This window comes from Janthinobacterium sp. GMG2 (assembly GCF_033949445.1).
Classification (GTDB): Bacteria; Pseudomonadota; Gammaproteobacteria; order Burkholderiales; family Burkholderiaceae_D; genus Janthinobacterium; species Janthinobacterium aestuarii.
This window is the reverse complement of the sequence record NZ_JAXAWA010000003.1, coordinates 378,814-393,854: the sequence shown is the minus strand read 5'-3', so window position 1 is coordinate 393,854 and position 15,041 is coordinate 378,814. Positions and strand designations below refer to the sequence as shown.

At 65.7% G+C, this 15,041-nt stretch carries 15 protein-coding genes; all 15 read right to left on the bottom strand.

The window, feature by feature from the left end; all coding sequences use genetic code 11:
* Nucleotides 1-56: 56 nt before the first annotated feature.
* A complete protein-coding gene (locus SKZ59_RS13885) occupies nucleotides 57-623 on the bottom strand; it encodes a type II secretion system protein N (protein WP_080698615.1) in 567 nt (188 codons plus the stop codon).
* Nucleotides 624-639: 16 nt separating this feature from the next.
* Nucleotides 640-1,860 (bottom strand): type II secretion system inner membrane protein GspF, encoded by a 1,221-nt coding sequence (gene gspF / locus SKZ59_RS13880; RefSeq protein ID WP_034753056.1) that lies wholly within the window; start codon nucleotides 1,858-1,860, stop codon nucleotides 640-642.
* Nucleotides 1,861-1,870: 10 nt separating this feature from the next.
* Nucleotides 1,871-3,292, bottom strand: a complete 1,422-nt coding sequence (gene gspE / locus SKZ59_RS13875) for a type II secretion system ATPase GspE (RefSeq protein WP_319992090.1) — start codon at nucleotides 3,290-3,292, stop codon at nucleotides 1,871-1,873.
* 10 nt (nucleotides 3,293-3,302) lie between these two features.
* A complete protein-coding gene (gspD, locus tag SKZ59_RS13870) occupies nucleotides 3,303-5,549 on the bottom strand; it encodes a type II secretion system secretin GspD (RefSeq protein WP_034753053.1) in 2,247 nt (748 codons plus the stop codon).
* On the bottom strand, nucleotides 5,546-6,322 hold the full coding sequence (locus SKZ59_RS13865; RefSeq protein WP_034753051.1) for a type II secretion system protein N: 777 nt from the start codon (nucleotides 6,320-6,322) through the stop codon (nucleotides 5,546-5,548). The genes gspD and SKZ59_RS13865 overlap by 4 nt, the downstream gene beginning before the upstream one ends.
* The gene (gene gspM, locus SKZ59_RS13860) at nucleotides 6,319-6,852 is read right to left on the bottom strand and encodes a type II secretion system protein GspM (RefSeq protein ID WP_034753050.1); all 534 of its coding nucleotides are present in this window, start codon (nucleotides 6,850-6,852) and stop codon (nucleotides 6,319-6,321) included. Before gspM ends, SKZ59_RS13865 begins: the two co-directional genes overlap by 4 nt.
* Nucleotides 6,849-8,078 (bottom strand): type II secretion system protein GspL, encoded by a 1,230-nt coding sequence (gene gspL / locus SKZ59_RS13855; protein WP_319992089.1) that lies wholly within the window; start codon nucleotides 8,076-8,078, stop codon nucleotides 6,849-6,851. Before gspL ends, gspM begins: the two co-directional genes overlap by 4 nt.
* Before the next feature lie 19 nt (nucleotides 8,079-8,097).
* A complete protein-coding gene (gene gspK, locus SKZ59_RS13850) occupies nucleotides 8,098-9,075 on the bottom strand; it encodes a type II secretion system minor pseudopilin GspK (protein WP_034753048.1) in 978 nt (325 codons plus the stop codon).
* Nucleotides 9,072-9,695, bottom strand: coding sequence for a type II secretion system protein J (locus SKZ59_RS13845; RefSeq protein ID WP_070304516.1), 624 nt, complete (start codon nucleotides 9,693-9,695; stop codon nucleotides 9,072-9,074). Before SKZ59_RS13845 ends, gspK begins: the two co-directional genes overlap by 4 nt.
* Nucleotides 9,695-10,078 (bottom strand): type II secretion system minor pseudopilin GspI, encoded by a 384-nt coding sequence (gene gspI, locus SKZ59_RS13840; protein ID WP_034753043.1) that lies wholly within the window; start codon nucleotides 10,076-10,078, stop codon nucleotides 9,695-9,697. The genes SKZ59_RS13845 and gspI overlap by 1 nt, the downstream gene beginning before the upstream one ends.
* Nucleotides 10,075-10,569, bottom strand: coding sequence for a GspH/FimT family pseudopilin (locus SKZ59_RS13835; RefSeq protein ID WP_152254116.1), 495 nt, complete (start codon nucleotides 10,567-10,569; stop codon nucleotides 10,075-10,077). Before SKZ59_RS13835 ends, gspI begins: the two co-directional genes overlap by 4 nt.
* Nucleotides 10,570-10,581: 12 nt before the next feature.
* Nucleotides 10,582-11,034 carry a type II secretion system major pseudopilin GspG gene (gspG, locus tag SKZ59_RS13830; protein WP_058051125.1) on the bottom strand — a complete coding sequence of 151 codons (453 nt, stop codon included), beginning with the start codon at nucleotides 11,032-11,034 and terminating at the stop codon, nucleotides 10,582-10,584.
* 93 nt (nucleotides 11,035-11,127) lie between these two features.
* Nucleotides 11,128-11,889 carry a molybdopterin-synthase adenylyltransferase MoeB gene (locus SKZ59_RS13825; protein ID WP_319992088.1) on the bottom strand — a complete coding sequence of 254 codons (762 nt, stop codon included), beginning with the start codon at nucleotides 11,887-11,889 and terminating at the stop codon, nucleotides 11,128-11,130.
* A gap of 84 nt (nucleotides 11,890-11,973) precedes the next feature.
* Nucleotides 11,974-13,467: a S41 family peptidase gene (locus tag SKZ59_RS13820; protein WP_034753035.1), complete on the bottom strand. Its 1,494-nt coding sequence runs from the start codon at nucleotides 13,465-13,467 to the stop codon at nucleotides 11,974-11,976.
* Between the two features lie 47 nt (nucleotides 13,468-13,514).
* The gene (locus SKZ59_RS13815; protein ID WP_219328674.1) at nucleotides 13,515-14,978 is read right to left on the bottom strand and encodes a murein hydrolase activator EnvC family protein; all 1,464 of its coding nucleotides are present in this window, start codon (nucleotides 14,976-14,978) and stop codon (nucleotides 13,515-13,517) included.
* Nucleotides 14,979-15,041: the final 63 nt, after the last annotated feature.

Below are 15,041 nucleotides of genomic sequence, written 5' to 3'. Positions count from 1 at the left end.
AGACTCCAGTCGCGATGGCGGCACGGCGCCATCGGCAAAATACGATAAGAACGGCGTTAATTCGACGGCGGCGTGCTGGTGGTGGTCACCTGCGGCGCGGCCGGCATGACGGTGGCCGGACGCTGCTGCTCCATCGGCAGCGGCGGCGGCACCAGATTCGATGCCGGCGCCGGGGCCGGTGCAGGTGTTGGGGTGGCGGACACGGGCCCCGGCAAGGCCAGCGCCTTGTCGTCGGCCACCAGGTCGATGCGCTTGCTCACGCCGCCATCGCGCAGCAGCACGTGGCGCGCATGCACTTCCAGCACCGTCACGCCGGGCACCACCTCGGCGCCTTCCGGCAAGGCCACGGACGGCTTGCCATCGGTCGAGATGATGGCCACGCTACCGCGGCCATTGCCGGCGGCGACCACGCCCTTGAGCTGGTAATTGCTGGCCGTGGCCACGCTGACCTGGCCGCCGAACAGCGAGGCGCCCGCCTCCACACTGGCATCCTGTACCACCGGTACGGCCGGCGGATTGATGGGGCGCTGCGGCGCCTTGAACAGCTGCATGGCCCAATAGGCCAGCGAGACGGACAGCGCCACGACGGCGAGCAAACTTGTAAATTGAGGCAAACGCTTCATGGCTTCCTTGGGTTTCTTATCTGACGAGCTGATTGATTTCGATAATCGGCATCAGCACGGCCAGCACGATCAGCAGCACCACCACGCCCATGGCCAGGATCAGGGCCGGCTCCAGCAGGCCGGCGATGGTGAGCGTGCGGCGTTCCAGGTCCTGCTCCTGCGCGCTGGCGGCGCGTTCCAGCATGGCCGGCAGCTCGCCCGTGATTTCACCCGCGCGTATCATGTGGATCAGCATCGGTGGAAAATGCTTTTGCGCCGACAGCGCGCGCGCCAGGCTGACGCCCTCGCGCACGGCGCCGCTGGCCTCCTGCACCAGTTCCTGCATCGCCACGTTGGTGAGCGTGTCGCGGCTCGTGTCGAGCGCGCGCAAAATCGGCACGCCGGACCCCGTGGTGATGGCCAGGGTGCTGGCAAAACGCGCCGTATTCAGGCTGCGTTCGAACTTGCCGTACAGGGGCGCCGTCAGCAGCCAGGTATGCCAGCGCCGTTTCAGGGCTGGCTGCTGCAGCGCGCGGCGCCAGGCGAACCAGGCGCCGGCCAGGATCACGGCCACGATAAGGCCATAGTTGCGCACGAAGTCCGACAGCGCCAGCATGATCACGGTGAGCATGGGCAGCTTCTGCTTGGTATTGGCGAACACGGAAACGATCTGCGGCACCACGTAGGTGAGCAGGAAGATCACGATGGAAAACGCCACCACGGTGACGATGGCCGGATACGTAAAGGCCAGCTTGACCTTCTGCACCAGCGCATTGCGCCGCTCGATATAGTCGGCCAGGCGCGAGAGCACGCGTGACAAATGGCCGATCTGCTCGCCCGACGCCACCAGCGCCCGATAGATCTCGGCGAAATCGCGCGGATGGCGCGCCAGCACGTCGGAAAACGCGGCGCCGCCGATCACTTCCGAACGGATCGAGGCGATCAGGTCGCGCAGATACGGCCGCTCGGCCTGTTCCAGCAGCGCGGAAAACGCCTGCTCCAGCGGCAGGCCCGCTTCGAGCAAACTGGCCAGCTGGCGTGTAAACAGGGCCAGCTCGGTGCTGGACAGGCGCTCGCCGAAGCCGCGCCGCTTGGTCACGCCGGCGGCGTCGACCTGCGCGGCGATCGGCTCGACGGCCAGCGGCACCAGGCCTTGCACGCGCAGCTCGGCGCGCGCGGAACGGGGACTGTCGGCATTGAGCACGCCCTTGCGGGTAGCGCCCTGCGCGTCGACGGCTTCATAGCGGAATGCGGGCATGGTGGCGGGCCTAGTCTTTGGTCACGCGCAGCAATTCAGCCTGCGTGGTGGTGCCGTCGCGCAGCCAGCGTTCGCCGTCGTCGCGCATGCTCAGCATGCCGTCCTGCAGGGCCACCGTGCGCACTTCCGCTTCCGACGCGCGGTTGTGGATCTGCGCGCGGATCTGCTCCGTCGTGCGCAGCAGTTCGTACACGCCCACGCGGCCCTGGTAGCCCGTCTGGCCGCAATGCTCGCAGCCGACCGCCTGCCAGTACTGGCCGTCGAAGGTCTTGCACGAGCCGCACAATTTGCGCACCAGGCGCTGCGCCAGCACGCCCAGCAGGGACGACGAGAGCAGGAACGGCTCGATGCCCATGTCGAGCAAGCGCGTGACGGCCGCCGAAGCGTCGTTCGTGTGCAGGGTCGCCAGCACCAAGTGGCCCGTCAACGATGCCTGCACGGCGATCTGCGCCGTTTCCAGGTCGCGGATCTCGCCGATCATGATCACGTCCGGATCTTGCCGCAGAATCGCCCGCAGCGCCTTGGCAAAGGTCATGTCGATGCGCGGGTTGACCTGCGTCTGGCCCACGCCGGCGAGGTCGTACTCGATCGGGTCTTCCACCGTCAGGATATTCGTGGTGGTGGCGTTGAGCATCGACAGCGCTGCATATAAGGTCGTCGTCTTGCCCGAGCCGGTGGGGCCCGTGACGAGCACGATGCCGTGCGGCTGCGTGATCAGGCCATCGAACTGCGCCAGCATGGGCGCGCTCATGCCCAGGTGCTGCAAGTCGAGGCGGCCCGCCTCCTTGTCCAGCAAACGCAATACGGCCCGTTCGCCATGCCCCGTGGGCAGGGTCGAGACGCGCACGTCGACGGGTTTGCCGCCCACGCGCAAGGTGATGCGGCCATCCTGCGGCAAGCGTTTTTCGGCGATGTCGAGCTGCGCCATGATCTTGATGCGCGAAATCAGCGAGCCGTGGATGGCTTTACGGGGGCGCACGACGTCGCGCAGGCTGCCATCGATGCGGAAACGCACGACGGACGTCTGCTCGAACGGCTCGATATGGATGTCGGACGCGCCTTCGCGCAGCGCCTGCGTGAGCAGCGCGTTGATCATGCGGATGACGGGCGCGTCGTCGGACGATTCAAGCAAGTCCTCGATGGCCGGCACGTCCTGCAGCAGCTTGGTCAGATCGAGGTCGGCGTCGAATTCATCGGCCATCTGCGACGCGTCGCCGCCGCCGCCCGCGTAGGCGCCGGCAATGGCCGCATCGAGTTCGCCGCGCGGCAAGACCGTCAGCTGGATCTGGCCGAAACGGCGCGACACTTCGGCAATGGCCGCCGGCGCCGTCGATGCGGCCACCAGCACTTCGACGGGGGCGCCGTCGATGCCGCCGGGCCGCGCCAGCAAGCCGAAATCGCGCGCGTAGGCGTAGGGAAGCAGATTGCTCATGACTGCCCCATCACTTCTGCTGTTGCGGCAATTGCTGCTGCTGGTATTGCTGCAGCAGCGGCTGCGGCGGCGTAGCCGCGTTGGCCGGCGCGCCTGGCGGCGGCGTCGGTGCCGGCGGCACGGGACGCGTCACCATGCTGCCACCCACGGGCTGGCCATCCTGCAGGGCCGGCAGTACCGGCGTGCCCAGGTCTTTCAGCATCAGGTTGCCCGTGGCCGGCACGGCGGCCGTCTCGGCCGAACGCATGTAGTCGTAGCGGTCGGCCGCCAGACTGCCGCTCTGCTCCTTGTTGCGCACGATGACGGGGCGCAGGAAGATCATCAGATTGGTTTTCTTGCGCTCGCGCGTCTGGTACTTGAACAGGTTGCCGATCAGGGGGATGTCGCCCAGGCCGCGTACTTTTTCCGCATTGTCGCCCGTGCTATCCTCGATCAGGCCGCCGAGCACGATGATCTGGCCATCGTCGGCCAGCACATTGTTTTCGATCACGCGGTTGTTGATGGTGATGCCGCTGACGGCGGCCGCCGTGGATTTGTCCACGCTCGACGTCTCGTGATAGATGCCCAGCTTGATCGTGCCGCCCTCGGAAATCTGCGGACGCACCTTCAGGGTCAGGCCCACTTCCTTGCGGTCGATGGTCTGGAACGGATTCGTGTTGGTGCCGGCCGTGCTCGTGTACTGGCCCGTCAGGATAGGCACGTTCTGGCCCACCTTGATGGTCGCCAGTTCATTGTCCAGGGTGATCAGGTTCGGCGTCGACAGGATGTTGGCATTGCCGTCCGATTCCAGCGCATGCGCCACGGCGCCCAGGCCCAGCGCGCCGTTGATCTGCTTGAAGATGCCGACCGTCAGGCCGCCCGTCGGCAAGACCTTGCCGCCGCCCGTGGCGATGGCGGCGATGTTGTTGCTGGTGCCCGAAGCGAACGATTGCAGCGCGCCCACGCGGTAGTTGCTGCCGCTGTCGCCGGACAGGCCCAGCCACTGCACGCCGAATTCCGAGGCCTTGGACGACGTCACTTCGACGATCAGCGCCTCGATGTAGACCTGGGCACGGCGCACGTCGAGCTGGTCGATCACGGCGCGCAGGTTGCGGTAGACGGCTTCGTTGCAGGTCAGGATCAGGGTGTTCGTCGATGCGTCGGCCTGGATGAAGCCAGCCGCGCCGCCCGACGACAGCTGCTGTGGGCCGTTGTTCAGCGAAGCGCCGCCCGTGGTGCCGCTTTGCGTATTGCCGCCCAGGCCAGTGCTGTTCATGCCGCTGTTGTTCTGGTTGATCTGGTTATTCGTGGCGGCGTTGCTGGTATTGCCTTGCTGCGCCGACGCGGCCGTGCCGTCCGATGTCACCACCGAGCGCAGGGTCTGCGCCAGCTTGGTGGCGTCCGCGTTTTTCAGGTACACCACGTGCACGTTGCCCAGCTGCGTGGTGGGCTGGTCCAGCTTCGAGATCAGCGACTTGGCCAGGTTGGCGCGCGCCGCCGAGGGCGCGCGCAGCACCAGCGAATTGGTGCGCGGGTCGGCCAGCACGGACACCTTGCCCGCGTCGGCCCCTGCGGCGCCGCCCGCATTGCCGCCTTCCATCAACTTGTTCACCATCGAGGCCAGGTCGGACGCGATCGCATAGCGCACTGGGATGACGTCCAGGTCCGTCGATGCGGGCACGTCGAGCGCGGCGATGATCTTCGCCAGGCGCTTGAGGTTATCCGCGTAATCGGTGATCACCAGCGAGTTGTTGCCCGGGTTGGCGTTGATCGTGTTGTTCGGCGAGATCAAGGGGCGCAGCACGGCCAGCAGGTTGGCCGACGATTCGTAGTTCAGGTAAAACACCTGGGTGGCGATCTGGTCGCCCTTCACCTGGCTGGCGCCATTGCCCACCTGGGTCGGCACGGATTGCAGCTTGGCGTCCGCTTCCGGCACCACTTTCGCATAGCCGTCGCCGGAGACCACCGCATAGCCTTGCAGGCGCAGCGCGGAGGCCAGCAGCCCGAACGCCTGCGTCTTGCTGATCGACTTTTCCGACACCAAGGTGATCGTGCCCTTGACGCGCGGGTCGATGACGAAATTGATGTTGGTGTAATGGCCCACCGCCTTGATCACCGATTCGATGTCGGCGCCGACGAAATTGAGCGCCGCTTCATCGCCGGGCGCGGCCCAGACGGGTGCCGGCATGCCGGCCACGGAACAGCACAGCAAGGCGGCGGCCGACAGGCGGCGCAGCGAGAAGGAGGAGGTAATGGGGCTCACGGATGGTTTTTTCATTGTCTGAACTCTAAGGCGATGATGTTTTTTTCGCTATTGCTACGGCGCTGTCCCAGCAAATTCAACAAACTCGCCAAGGTCTCTTCATATCCTGCTGCGGCCTGGGCCTGGCCGGAAAACTGCATGCGCCCCTGTTGCAGGCTGCCGCTGCCGTCAAGCAGCAGCGGTCCCTTGATGGAGCGCAGTGTCAATGTCGCCTGCTGCCCCTGCCAATCGAAATCGAGCTCGTAGCTGCCCAGCGGACGCAAGGACGACAGGCGCGACGCCATGTCCGTCATCTGCAAGGTGGTGCGGCCGACGGCGGAAAACTGCCGCTGCTCCAGGGCCAGCTGCAAGGTGCTCCACGACAGGCGCATGCTGCCCGTCGGCGCCACGGTATTCAATGGTGCGCCCAGGCCGCCGAGGCCATCGGCCGGCAGCAGCAGGGCCGCCGGGCTCACTTGCCAGTGCGACCACGAGCCGCGCAGGTTCACTGGCTGCGACAACGCCTGCGGGTTCTGCAGTTCCACGTCCGCCGATCCCCACAGCACCGAGGGCGAAATACGCCAGCTGAAACGCCCCGGCAGCAGCGGCGTCACGGCGCCATTCGCGCTGGCCGCCCCGCCGATAAAGGCCGAGCCGCGCCACAGGGTACCTTGCGCGTCGCCCAAGGTCAAACGTCCGCCCGTCTGCTTTTCCACGATGCCAGCGACCCAGCTGGCCGGGAAAAACACCAGCAGGGTGACGCAGACGCTGACGATGATGGCCAGCAGCCAGCCAAGCAAGCGCATCATCGTGCCGCGCCCGGGCTCTGGTGCAGGGTCAGGCTGGCGTCGACCAAGCCCGCCTTGCCCTGCGCCGTGATCTTCGCTTCCTGCACGGCCACGCGGCCTTCGCGGCGCAAGCCATCGAGCCACAGCATGACGCTGGCGAACGGCACACCGGTCAATTGCACGCGCGCGTACTCTCCCGTCAGCGACAGCGATTGCGGCGCCAGGCCGCGCGCTTTCAGCGAAGCGTCGAGGCTTTCACGGGCCATGGGAGCCACCTGCACGGGTGCCTGGCGCGCCAGCTCGCCCGCTTCACGGGCCAGCGCCTGCAATTGGGCCGCGTTCTGGCGCAGCTCGGGCAAGCTCTTTTGCAAGGCGATGCGGCCCGTCCAGGCGGGCTCGAAAAACACCGCGTAGACGAGAGCCAGCCCCGCCACCACGCCGCCGATGGCCAGCAGCTTGCGCTCCTGCTGCGTACGCTCCGTCCAGAACGCCTGCAGGTTCTGTTCCTGGCCAGTCAGCGCGGCGCGGACCTTGTTCAATGCTGCACTCATGCTTTTGCTCCCGTGGCCGGCGTGATCTTCCACACGCCCGGCGCCGTTTCATTCAAGGCCAGCTTGCGCGCGGCCAGGCCGTCGCGCACCTGCGCCTGGGCGCTGGCATCGACCATGTCCGGTTTCAGCTTGACGATCAGGCTGCGCTCGCGGTATTCCAGCGACGCCACCACGCCGCGCCCGGCCAGGCCGCCCAGCGCCTCGCCCAGGGCCGCGCTCATGCTCGTGAAATCATCCATGCTGGCTTGCCCGCTTTGCAGGCGGGCGGCGGCGATATTGCGCCGCATCTGCTCCGCTTCCAGCCCATACACGGGCACTTCGTTCGGATACGCGGCCTTGAAGGTTTGCTGCATCGAGGTGCGCACGGTGGCGGCCTCGCGCTTCAGCCGCATCCATTCGATATTCATGCCCGCCAGGTTGACGACCACCGTCAGCAGCGCCAGGCGGATGGGCCAGCGCCAGCGGCGCCAGTCGGCCGCCGCCCCCGTCGCCGTGCCCAGGGCGCCGGCCAGGTCCAGCCCCGCATTTTTGGCGCCGGCGATCCAGTGCGCCCAGTGATCCAGCTCCACCGTCACTCCATCCATGCCGGCGGCCAGCTGTTGATACTGCGCCAGCTCGGCCTGCGCCACATAGACCGTCAGCGGCACGTCGCCGGCAAACGCGCGCGTCGTCAGCAGCGCCTGCTGCGGCTGGGCCGGCAATACGAGGCCCAGGCCCTCTTGCGGCGCCTGGCGCAAGGCCAGTTCCAGGCCGTCGCCGCTAGCCTGCAGGGCGGCCGTCACGCTGCCCGGCTGCAAGGGCAGGCACAGCTGCGATGGCAGCAGCGCCACCTTGCGCGCGCCCTGCGCCAGCAAGGCTTTCACGAGTACCTCGGCCCAGGCGCGCTGCGCCACGGCCACCGTGCGCATGCCGGACGCGTCGGGCGCGCCGGCGGCCAGCAGGCAATCCTGGGCGTCGCCAAGGATGTGTTCTTCCACCAGGCCCGGCAGGGCCGCGCGCAAGCGGGCGCCGGCCAGCGGCGGGGTTTTCGGGCGCAGCAGGGTCACGTCGGCCGCCGCCAGCAGCAGCACCACCCGCTGCGCTCCGGCGATCAGCTGGCCCAGGCTGCCCAGCGGCGCGCTGCCCTGCTGCAGCAGGGCGCCGCCGTCGCCGGCCAGCACGAAGGAGCAGGCGGGCGCGCTGTCGGTGGACGCCTTGGCCGGGTGACGGATATACAATATTGTCAAAGTGACTCGCTTTCAGCTGTTAATTTTCCCGCAACCAGACCAGGCTGGTGGTGCGCTGCGGATTCGGCTCGCGCCACACCAGTGCCTGCGCATCGAGCGCGGCGCGGTCCAGGCGCACGCGGATCACGGTGAGGAAGTACTGACTTTTCACATCGATCTCCACGCCGTCGATCGGTTTCTTGCCGTTGATATTATTCTGGAAATTTGATCTATCGACAAACTTTTTACGCGGGTTGCTCAAGGTAAGCGCGCTGGCCTCGGACACGGACATGTCGGTGACGGCCGACAGCACCTCGGCCGGGGCCGTATTCACGTTCACCGCGGTCGGTTTCGGCAGCACGATGATGAAGTCGCGCAGTTTCTCGATCATCTGCGGCGTATAGCCGGGCACGGCCAGCAAATCCTCGACCTGCGTGAACGCCACCGGTTCGCTGCTGCCGCCCGATGCGGGCGTGGCGGAGGGCGTCTTGCCGTCGGCGCCGCTGTCGGCAGTGCGCGGTTTCGGCCGCGCGCGCAGCACGGCATCGGCCGTCGCCTGCGCCAGGGAACTATCGAGCTGCAAGTTGGACAGCAGCCGCTGGTAGGCCTGCACGTTGGGCTGGCTGACAATCCCCGTGGCGGCGGCCAGGTTGGTGATATTGAAACGCGCCTGCGCATCGAGCGCGCGGCCCGAGACGGTGGCGTCGAATTTTTCCGTGTCGACCTTTTCGCGGTCCACATAATCGTCAAGCCGCGCTTCCTCGATGGGCGTGGCCCAGACGCCGTCAAGCGCCGTCAGCGTGACATTATCCTGGCGCAGCCAGAAACGGGCAAAGTCGACCATGCCGCGCATGGCCCACTGCGTCTGCAGGCGCAAACGCTGGTTTTCCATCGAACGCACCTGCACCTGCTGCTGCCAGAACAGGCTGGCAACGACGGTAATCGCCAGCGCCGTCAGCAGCAAGGCCGTGATGACGGCCACGCCGCGCTGGCGCGAGGGACGTGTAAAAGTCCTCATCCCGGCCCCAATAAAAAGACCTTGGACAGGCCCGCGTCCTGGCCCGGCATCTGCAAGGTCACTTCCAGGCCCGGCACTTGCGTGGAAATGGCGGCGCCCGCCGTCAGCACGTTCCAGGCGCCATTGCTCCAGCCGCGCATGACCATGCTGTCGACGCCGCGCATCAGGGCCACGTCGGCGCTCGAGGTATCGGTATCGTCGCGCGCCGCCTGCCACAGGGTGTCGAGCACGGCCAGATCGCGCGTGCCGTTCGACTCGCGCCGCGTCAGCACGCCGCCGCGCAGGCGGTAAGTGACCACTTGCAACTGCTGCGGCTCCTGTTCCGACGCGGCCAGGCGCACCAGCGTCAGGCGGTCGGTCTCGGCTGTCAGATTGGTGCGACCATTGAGCAGGCTGGCGTTCTGGCCGGCGCCGGCCAGGTGGTCGCAATCGCTCTGCATCTGGGCAAACGCCAGCTGCATGCCGCGTGCCTGTTCGAGCTGGCTGGTCAGCACTTCGCGCGAGCGCATGATGCTGTCCAGACCGCGCCAGCCCAGCACGGCGACCATGGCCAGGATACCGATCGCCACGAGCAGCTCGATCAGGGTAAAACCGCCGGCAGGGACAGTGCGGCGCGCCATCAGTCGTTGAACGCCAATAACACCAGGCGCACGATGCGCCGGGCCGGATATTGCACGTCGTACACGTTGACGCGCACTTGCCGGATGCGGGGATTCGGCGTGGCCACCACTTCCTCTTCACAGATCAGTTTCAGATCGCCCTGCGGGCAGTCGACCGTGCGCTTGCCCGTCTGCGGGAAGGTTTTTGCCAGGCGCAGGCGCACCAGGTGGTTTTCCGCCGACCAGGTGGCCATCATGGCGCTGCGCAAGCCGTCGCTGTTCTGCGTCAGGCTGCCGACGGCGCGCAAGGAGGCGCCCAGGGCCGTGCCGACGATGACGAGGGCGACCAGGACTTCCAGCAAAGTGAAACCGCGCTGGCGGCGGCGCAATGAGAACCGCATCATTGCTCGACCGTGAAGTGGCCGATGCCGTCGGCGCGGATGGCCACGCTGCGCTCGCCGCTGGCCAGGGTCAGCACGAAAGGCTTGTCGACCGGTTCACGGCCGAAGATGATGCGCAGCGGCTGGGCCACGCTGTTCGATGGCTGCACGCTGAGCAGCATGGGCGTGTTGGCAAACGCCCGCTCGCGCAGCAAATCGTCCTGCGTCACCGGTTGCCACAGCTTTTCATTGAGAACCAGGAAACGGTATTGATTTTCGTCCGCCTCGAACGCCACCTGCCGGCTGCGCACGATGGCTTCATCGCGCGCCAGCTGCAGCAGCAGGGCGATGCGCTCGGCTTCCTTTTGCAGCGCCTGCTGGCCATTCGGCATGGCGTTCAGCGAGACCAGGCCCAGGGTGACGCCGATGATGACCATCACCACCAGCAGCTCGATCAGCGTGAAGCCGCTGGCGCGTGGCCGGGGCAGTGCGCGGCCGGTGCTCATGGCTGGCATGCAATGGAAAACTTACAGTTCCCAGGAACCGATATCGGCGTCGTCGCCGCTACCGCCGGGCTGGCCGTCGGCGCCCAGCGAGATCAGGTCGACTTCGCCTTTCACGCCCGGCGACAGGAACTGGTACGGGTTGCCCCATGGATCCTTCGGCATCTTTTCCAGGTAGCCGCCCGCTTTCCAGCCATTCGCGGCCGGTCCCGTGGTCGGTTTTTCGATCAGCGCCTGCAAGCCCTGCTCGGTGGTCGGGTAGCGCTGGTTATCGAGGCGATACAGTTTCAACGCTTGCATCACGGTGGCGATGTCGACTTTCGCCGCCGCCACTTTCGACTCGCCCGTGCGGGCGATCAGCTTGGGCACCACCAGCGACGCGAGGATGCCCATGATCACCACCACGACCATGATTTCGATCAAAGTGAAGCCGCGCGCGCGGCGCTGGCGTATCGGATGGTTTGCTGCGTTTTGCATAAGAAAGAGAGAAGAAGGTGAGTAATGAGAGCAGAGTATAAAGCGGAAATATGACAAAGCCTGTCATATAGGGAAAAATTTCTGCGGGGGCTGTCAGGCCGGCAAGACCACTTTGCCGCAAACGGCGCAGCCGGGGTCGCGCGCGACGCGCATGCTGCTCCATTCCATGTGCAAACCGTCGAGCAGCAGCAGCCGTCCGGCCAGCGATTCGCCCGTGCCCATGATCAGTTTCAGCGCCTCGGCCGCCTGCATGGCGCCCACCACGCCGACCAAAGGCGCGAACACGCCCATGGTCGAGCACGCCTCGTCCGTGAACTGCTGCTCCTGCGGAAACAGGCAGGAATAGCAGGGCTGAGTGCCCGTGCGCGGGTCGAACACGCTCACTTGCCCGTCGAAACGGATCACGGCGCCCGACACCAGCGGCACCCTGGCCGTAACGCAGGCGCGGTTGACGGCGTGGCGCGTAGCGAAGTTGTCCGTGCAGTCGAGCACCACCGTGGATGACAAGACCAGTTCGGCCAGGCGCGCGCCGTCGAGGCGCTCCTGCAAGGCCACTATTTCAATCTCGGGATTGATGCCGGTCAGGGTTTCGCGCGCCGACAGCACTTTCGGCTGGCCCACGCGGGCGGTCGTGTGGGCGATCTGGCGCTGCAGATTGGTCAGGTCGACCGTGTCGTCATCGACCAGGGTCAGCTTACCGACGCCGCTGGCAGCCAGATACATGGCCGCAGGCGAGCCGAGCCCGCCCGCGCCGATCACCAGCACATGCGCATCGAGCAAGGCTTGCTGGCCTTCGATGCCGATCTGATCAAGCAGGATGTGGCGCGAGTAGCGCAGCAATTGATTGTCGTTCATGGTTTTACGTCTACTGCAATCCCAGATCACACCCTGGGGTCGGACCCTCAGGGTCCGACCCCGGCACTTGCATTGGGTTAAGCATCAAGGCTTCCGCACCGGAATCTTCTTGTCATCGGCCTTGATGTCGGAAGCGATTTCCGGCTTGGCGCCGATCTTTTCAACCTTGGCGTCCACCTTGGCCAGCTGCACCGGCAAGCCCTGGAAATGGTTCAAGGCTTGCTGCAGCTGGAAATCGTCCTTGGCGCCGTATTCGAGCGGCTTGCGCTTTTTCGCCGTGGCGATCAGGCGCTGCTCTTCTTCCAATTGATCCTGCATGCCTTCCATCGTCGGCTTGGCCGCTTCCGGCTTGCCATCGTTGCTGCTCAAGTGTTTTTCCAGGTCCGCCTCGCGCACGCGCAGGCTGTTCCAGCCATCGCCCTCGGCCGTTTCATCGACCAGCAAGTCGGGCACGATGCCGCGCGCCTGGATGGCCCGGCCTTTCGGCGTGTAGTAGCGGGCCGTCGTCAGCTTGACGGCCGTGTCGGCCGTGATCTGGCGCAAGGTTTGCACGGAACCCTTGCCGAACGTCTGCGTGCCGATGACGGTGGCGCGCTGGTAATCCTGCAGGGCGCCGGCGACGATTTCCGAGGCGGACGCGGAGCCGGCATTGACCAGCACCACCAGCGGCACGGTTTTCAGCGCGGCCGGCAGCTTGGCCAGTGGATCGGCCTTGGCGCCCGGCGGCGCATAGAACTCGCGGCGGCCGTAAAACACCTGTTTCGACTCGGGCAGCTGGCCCTTGGTCGAGACAATCACGGAATTGCCGGGCAAAAATGCTGTCGCCACGCCGATGGCGCCCGGCACGACACCGCCGGGATCGTTGCGCAAGTCCAGCACCAGGCCCTTGAGCTTGGGGTCTTGCGCATACAGCGCGTTGATCTTTTTGACCATGTCGTCGACGGTCGGTTCCTGGAACTGGGCGATGCGCAGCCAGGCATAGCCGGGCGCGACCATCTTGGCCTTCACGCTTTGCACGCGGATTTCCTCGCGCACGATGGGGAAGACCAGCGGCTTGCTTTCGCCCTTGCGCGACATCGTCAGCACCAGCTTGCTGCCGGGCTGGCCGCGCATCTTCTTGATGACTTCTTCCAGCTGCAAGCCTTTCAGCGGAATGTTGTCGAGACGGGTGATCAGGTCGCCCGCCTGGATGCCTGCCTTGGCGGCGGGGCTGTCCTCGATGGGCGAGACGACTTTCACGTAGCCGTCTTCCATGCTCACTTCGATGCCGATGCCGACAAACTTGCCCTGCACGCTTTCGCGCATTTCCTTGAAGGCATTTTTATCGAGATAGACGGAGTGCGGGTCCAGCGACGAGACCATGCCGGAAATGGCTTCCGTCAAGAGTTTCTTGTCTTCCACCTTCTCGACGTAATCGGACTTGATCAGGCCGAAGACGTCGGACAACTGGCGCAGCTCGTCGAGCGGCAGCGGGGCATTCGTGATCTTCTGCGCCACGGCCGGGAACTGCAGCGACATGCCGATGCCGGCCAGTACGCCCAGACCGATCAGGCCGATACTTTTGACTTTGATACCCATGTATTCTTCGCAATCTACAAATTCGCTGCCGCAGCAATGGTGGGAACTTAAAACTTCACCCAGGTGGCGGGATCGAAGGCGCGGCCCTGATGACGCAATTCAAAGTATAGCCCTGATTCCTCGTTGCCGCCGCTGTTGCCCGCGCTGGCAATGGCATCGCCACCCTTGACGGCGTCGCCCACCCGTTTCAGCAACGATTGGTTATTGCCATAAATACTCATGTACTGGCCGCCATGGTCGACGATGATCAAATTGCCGAAACCGCGCAGCCAGTCGGAAAACACGACCCGGCCGCCGGCGATGGCGTGGACTTCGCTGCCTTCGCCCGTACGGATGAACACGCCCTTCCAGCTGGGGCCGTCACCACGCTTGCTGCCGAAGCGGGCGGCGATCTTGCCCGTCACAGGCGCGCGCAGCTGCCCTTTCAGGCTGGCAAAGGCGCCGGCCGGCGCGGCCGGGCCCAGGCTCGGGCGTTCCGGCTCCGGTTCCGGCTTCGGTTCCGGTTTCGGCGCCACCTTGGCCACTTGCGGCGGCTCGTCGTCGTCGATCGGTTCCAGTTTCACGGGCGGCGGAGGCGGCGTCTGCGGCTTGATCTTGCCCGATTTGTTTTGTTGCTCTTTCGCAATGCGTTCGCGTTCGGCCTGCGCCTGGGCAGCCTTGGCGCGCGCGGCCAGCAGGCGTTCGCGTTTTTCCGCCGCGATCTTCGCGTCGGCGGCCGCTTTGGCGGCGGCGCGTTGCTCGGCCAGCAATTGCTGGCGTTTCTTTTCAGCCGCGGCGGCCGCGGCCTGCTCTTCGATCAGTTTGGCCAGCTTGTCGACCAGGTTGCCCATGCGCTGTTCGTCGCGCTCGACATTGCCCACTTCCTTGCGCTGCGCCACCAGGCGCTGCGACAGGGTCGTCAGCAAGGCGGCGCGGCGCGCCTTCTCCTGCACCAGCAGGGCCTTCTGGTCGCGCTCTTCCTGCGCAATTTCTTCCAGTTCATCCTTGGCGTTCTGCACGTCCGCCTGGTTTTTCTCCACGGCCAGCAAGTTGGCGCGCAAGGCTTCCAGCAGGCGCGCCTGCGCCTGCGAGACATACGCCATCAATTGCAAGTCGCGGTTGATGCGGTTGGGGTTGTCGCCCGACAAGAGCAGCTTGATGCGGTCTTCGTTGCCGGCGACATATTGTTCACGCAGCAACTTTGACAGCTGCGTCTTTTGTTTCTCGACGGTGGCCGTCAATTGCTGGTGCTCTTGCCCCAGCGCATTGAGTTTCACGCCCGTCTCGCTTTGCTCCTGCGCCAGGTCGCGCAAGGCGCGGTTGGCATTGGAAATGGCTTCTTCCGACTCGGCCAGGGTATCGGCCGCGTCATCCTTGGCGCTTTCCGTGCGGCTGATGTCGCGCTTGAGCGCCGTCAGCTTTTGTTGCAATCCAGCACGTTGTGCTTCCGCGGCCGCCTTCTGCTTGCTGCGTTCGGTGGGCTTGGCGCCCTGCGCGGCACCGCTGGAAAGCAGCAGCGCCAGGCACAGCATGGCACCGGCGCGCCACGCCGGCAGGGGTCGTTCAGCAGAGGGGGCGATGGCTGTGCCGCGGAA

Excerpts from the sequence above, each read along its gene's own strand:
- gspD (WP_034753053.1), bottom strand. The coding sequence starts at position 5,549 with ATGAAAAAACCATCCGTGAGCCCCATTACCTCCTCCTTCTCGCTGCGC.
- gspG (WP_058051125.1), bottom strand. The coding sequence starts at position 11,034 with ATGCAAAACGCAGCAAACCATCCGATACGCCAGCGCCGCGCGCGCGGC.
- SKZ59_RS13865 (WP_034753051.1), bottom strand. The coding sequence starts at position 6,322 with ATGATGCGCTTGCTTGGCTGGCTGCTGGCCATCATCGTCAGCGTCTGC.
- SKZ59_RS13815 (WP_219328674.1), bottom strand. The coding sequence starts at position 14,978 with ATGCTGTGCCTGGCGCTGCTGCTTTCCAGCGGTGCCGCGCAGGGCGCC.
- gspM (WP_034753050.1), bottom strand. The coding sequence starts at position 6,852 with ATGAGTGCAGCATTGAACAAGGTCCGCGCCGCGCTGACTGGCCAGGAA.
- gspF (WP_034753056.1), bottom strand. The coding sequence starts at position 1,860 with ATGCCCGCATTCCGCTATGAAGCCGTCGACGCGCAGGGCGCTACCCGC.
- SKZ59_RS13820 (WP_034753035.1), bottom strand. The coding sequence starts at position 13,467 with ATGGGTATCAAAGTCAAAAGTATCGGCCTGATCGGTCTGGGCGTACTG.
- SKZ59_RS13835 (WP_152254116.1), bottom strand. The coding sequence starts at position 10,569 with ATGCCAGCCATGAGCACCGGCCGCGCACTGCCCCGGCCACGCGCCAGC.
- SKZ59_RS13825 (WP_319992088.1), bottom strand. The coding sequence starts at position 11,889 with ATGAACGACAATCAATTGCTGCGCTACTCGCGCCACATCCTGCTTGAT.
- gspE (WP_319992090.1), bottom strand. The coding sequence starts at position 3,292 with ATGAGCAATCTGCTTCCCTACGCCTACGCGCGCGATTTCGGCTTGCTG.
- gspI (WP_034753043.1), bottom strand. The coding sequence starts at position 10,078 with ATGATGCGGTTCTCATTGCGCCGCCGCCAGCGCGGTTTCACTTTGCTG.
- SKZ59_RS13845 (WP_070304516.1), bottom strand. The coding sequence starts at position 9,695 with ATGGCGCGCCGCACTGTCCCTGCCGGCGGTTTTACCCTGATCGAGCTG.
- gspK (WP_034753048.1), bottom strand. The coding sequence starts at position 9,075 with ATGAGGACTTTTACACGTCCCTCGCGCCAGCGCGGCGTGGCCGTCATC.
- SKZ59_RS13885 (WP_080698615.1), bottom strand. The coding sequence starts at position 623 with ATGAAGCGTTTGCCTCAATTTACAAGTTTGCTCGCCGTCGTGGCGCTG.